Source organism: Kitasatospora sp. NPDC005856 (genome assembly GCF_040629945.1).
In the GTDB taxonomy this organism is placed as follows: Bacteria; Actinomycetota; Actinomycetes; order Streptomycetales; family Streptomycetaceae; genus Kitasatospora.
Map to the genome: position 1 here is coordinate 1 of NZ_JBEXWT010000196.1, position 3,933 is coordinate 3,933.

General features: G+C 75.2%; 1 protein-coding gene. It reads left to right on the forward strand.

Going from position 1 to position 3,933, the window contains the following annotated elements:
• A partial coding sequence (locus ABZ449_RS41820; protein ID WP_360357332.1) for a beta-ketoacyl synthase N-terminal-like domain-containing protein occupies positions 1–3,933 on the forward strand: 3,933 nt, incomplete at both ends.

The following is a 3,933-nucleotide window of genomic DNA, read 5'->3' on the forward strand; positions in this document are numbered from 1 at the left end:
ACTACGCCGCGGCCAACGCCTTCCTGGACGCCTGGATCCAGCAGCGCCGCGCTCGCGGCCTGGCCGGACTCTCGATCGCCTGGGGCGCCTGGGCGCAGGATGGCCTCGCCACCGGCGAGGTGGTCGTCGAGCGGCTGCGGCGCGGCGGTGTGGTGCCGATGGACCCGGAGCCCGCGATCCAGGCCCTGGCCAAGGCCGTCGACCACGACGAGACCGACGTCAGTGTCGCGGACATCGACTGGCCGCAGTTCCTCGGCGGCTTCACCGGCTCCCGCCCGAGCACCCTGCTCGCGGATTTGCCGGAGGCCGCCGTGCCGGCCGCTCCCACCGGGGCGGACGCCCCCGTGCCGATGCGCTCCGAGCTGGCCTCGGCTCCCGCCGGCCGGCGCCGGCAGCTCCTGCTCGACATCGTCCGGGCCCAGGCCGCGTCCGTGCTCGGCCACTCCTCGGTCGACGCGGTGGCGCCCGCCCGGGCCTTCCGGGAGCTGGGCTTCGACTCGCTGACCGCCGTCGAACTGCGCAACCGGCTCAGCGCCGAGACCGAGTTGCGGCTGCCGACGACGCTCGTGTTCGACCACCCGACGCCCACCCGGCTCGCCGACCACCTGCTCGGCCTGATGCTCGGTGACCGGACCCTGCTGACCGAGGCGATGGCGCCCGCACCGGCCGGGACCGACGAGCCGGTCGTGATCGTCGGCATGAGTTGCCGCTTCCCCGGCGACGTCACCACGCCCGCCGAGCTGTGGCAGCTGCTGGCCGACGGCGTGGACGGCGTCGGCCCGTTCCCGACCGACCGCGGCTGGGACCTCGACCGCGCCGCCGGGACGTACGCGCCGGAGGGCGGATTCCTCCGGCACGCGACCGACTTCGACGCGACGCTGTTCGGGATCTCGCCGCGCGAGGCGCTGGCGATGGACCCGCAGCAGCGCCTGCTGCTGGAGGCGTCCTGGGAGGCCTTCGAATCGGCGGGCACCGACCCGCTGTCCGTCCACGGCGCGCCCGTCGGCGTCTTCGTCGGCACCAACGGCCAGGACTACGGCACCCTGCTCGCCGCCTCGGACGAGGAGGTCGAGGGGCACGTGCTGACCGGCAACGCCGCTTCCGTGCTCTCCGGCCGGGTGGCGTACGCCTTCGGTCTCGAGGGCCCGGCGATGACCGTGGACACGGCCTGCTCCTCCTCGCTGGTCGCCCTGCACCTCGCGGCGCAGGCGCTGCGTCGCGGGGAGTGTGAGCTGGCGCTGGCCGGCGGTGTCACCGTGATGTCCACCAACACGGCCTTCGCCGAGTTCGCCCGGCAGGGCGGACTGGCCTCGGACGGCCGCTGCAAGGCCTTCTCGGCCGAGGCGGACGGCACCGGCTGGTCGGAGGGCGTGGGCCTGCTGGTGCTGGAGCGGCTCTCCGACGCGCAGCGCAACGGGCACCGGGTGCTCGCGGTGGTGCGGGGGAGCGCGGTCAACCAGGACGGCGCCTCCAACGGCCTCACCGCCCCCAACGGCCCCTCGCAGGAGCGGGTCATCCGCCAGGCGCTGGCCAGTGCCGGGCTCTCCCCGGCCGACGTGGACGCCGTCGAGGCGCACGGCACCGGCACCTCGCTCGGCGACCCGATCGAGGCCCAGGCGCTGCTCGCGACCTACGGTCAGGGGCGCGCCGGTGAGCCGCTCTGGCTGGGCTCGATCAAGTCCAACATCGGCCACACCCAGGCCGCCGCCGGTGTCGCGGGCATCATCAAGATGGTGCAGGCGATGCGGCACGGCGTACTGCCGGCCACCCTGCACGCTGAGCGGCGGACCCCGCAGGTGGACTGGTCGGCCGGTGCGGTCGAGCTGCTGAGCGAGTCCCGGTCGTGGCCCGAGGTGGACCGGCCGCGTCGCGCGGGCGTCTCCTCCTTCGGCATCAGCGGCACCAACGCCCACGTCATCCTGGAGGCCGCGCCCCAGGCGGCGGCGCAGGAACCGGCGGACATCGACGGCGTGCTGCCGTGGCCGGTGTCGGGGCGGACGGCTCCCGCGCTGTCGGCGCAGGCCGGGCGACTGGCCGAGTTCCTCGTGGGTGAGCCGGAGTCCGCGCCGACGCAGGTGGCCAGGGCACTGGTGTCCCGCGCCGCGCTGGACCACCGTGCGGTGGTGCTCGGCGGTGACCGGGCCGCGCTGCTGGACGGTCTGGCCGCGCTGGCGGCGGGCGAGCCGTCGGCCCGGGTGGTCTCGGGCGTCACGGCCGAGGGCCGCACGGCCTTCCTGTTCACCGGCCAGGGCGCGCAGCGGATCGGCATGGGTGCCGGGCTGTACGCGCGGTTCCCGGTGTTCGCGGCGGCCTTCGACGCCGTCTGCGCGGAGTTCGACCTGCTGCTGGACCGGCCGGTCAAGGATGTCGTCTTCGAGGGCGCCGAGGACCCGGACCGTACGGTCTGGGCCCAGGCCGGGCTGTTCGCGGTCGAGGTGGCCTCGTACCGGCTGCTCGAATCCCAGGGCGTCACGGCCGACTTCCTGCTCGGGCACTCGATCGGCGAGATCGCGGCGGCGCACGTCGCCGGGGTGTTCCCGCTGGCGGACGCGTGCGCGCTGGTGGCGGCCCGCGGCCGGCTGATGGAGGCGCTGCCCGAGGGCGGCGCGATGCTCGCGGTCGAGGCCACCGAGGCCGACGTCCGCGACGCCATCGCCGGCCGGCTGGACGTCGCCGCCGTCAACGGGCCGGACTCGCTGGTGGTTTCCGGCCCCGCGGCAGCCGTCGACGAGCTCGCCGAGCGCTGGCGGGCCGAGGGCCGCAAGACCCGCCGGCTGACCGTCTCGCACGCCTTCCACTCGGCCCTGATGGAGCCGATGCTCGACGAATTCGCCGCTGTGCTCGGCGACTTGACCTTCGCCGAGCCGAGCGTCCCGGTCGTCTCCAACCTGACCGGTGAACTCGCCGGGCCCGGACAGCTGTCCGCGCCGGAGTACTGGGTGCGCCACGTCCGCGAGGCGGTCCGCTTCGCCGACGGCGTGGAGGCCCTGCACCGTGAGGGCGTCACCCGCTTCGTGGAGCTCGGCCCGGACGGCGTGCTGACCGCGCTGGCCGGTCGGATCCTCCCCGAGGCGGTCTGCGTGCCGCTGCTGCGCAAGGACCGGGACGACGAGGAGACGGCGCTGCGGGCGCTCGCCACGCTCTGGACGGCCGGGGCGGAGATCGACTGGTCCGGGCTGCTGCCCGCCGACCACCCGGTTCCGCTGCCGACCTACGCCTTCCAGCGGGACCGCTACTGGCCGAAGGCCGCGCTCGGCGCGGCCGTCGTGGCCGACCCGGACGAGGCCCGGTTCTGGGACGCCGTCGAGAGCCAGGACCTCGGCGAACTCGCCGCGGCCCTGGAGCTCGCCGAGGCTCCCGGCGAGTTGGAGTCCGTCCTGCCGGTGCTGTCCTCGTGGCGGCAGCGGCGCCGGGTGGATTCGGTGGTGGATTCCTGGCGTTACCGGGTGACGTGGAAGCCGGTGGGCGGTGTGGTGGACGGGCGGTTGTCCGGTCGCTGGCTGCTGGTGACGGCCGAGGGTGCGCCGGTGGAGGGTGTGACGGCGGCGCTGGTCGCCGCCGGGGCCGAGGTCGTGCCGCTGGCTGTCGACGGCGCCGGGCGCGAGGAACTGGCCGCTCGAATTGGCGAGTTGAACGCTGCCGGAGACTTCGCTGGTGCGCTCTCGCTGGTCGCCGCCGAGGGCGCGCCGCAGGACGAGCGCTCGCTCGTCCCGGCCGGGGTGACCGCCACGCTGACCCTGCTGCACGCCCTCGCCGACAGCGGTGTCCGGGCCAAGGTGTGGTCGGTGACGGTGGGTGCGGTGTCGGTGGGTCGGGCCGACCGGCCGGCGGACCCGGCGCAGGCGCAGGTCTGGGGTCTGGGCCGGGTGGCGGCGCTGGAACTGCCGGATGTGTGGGGCGGGTTGGTCGATCTGCCGTCGGTGGTGGACGAGC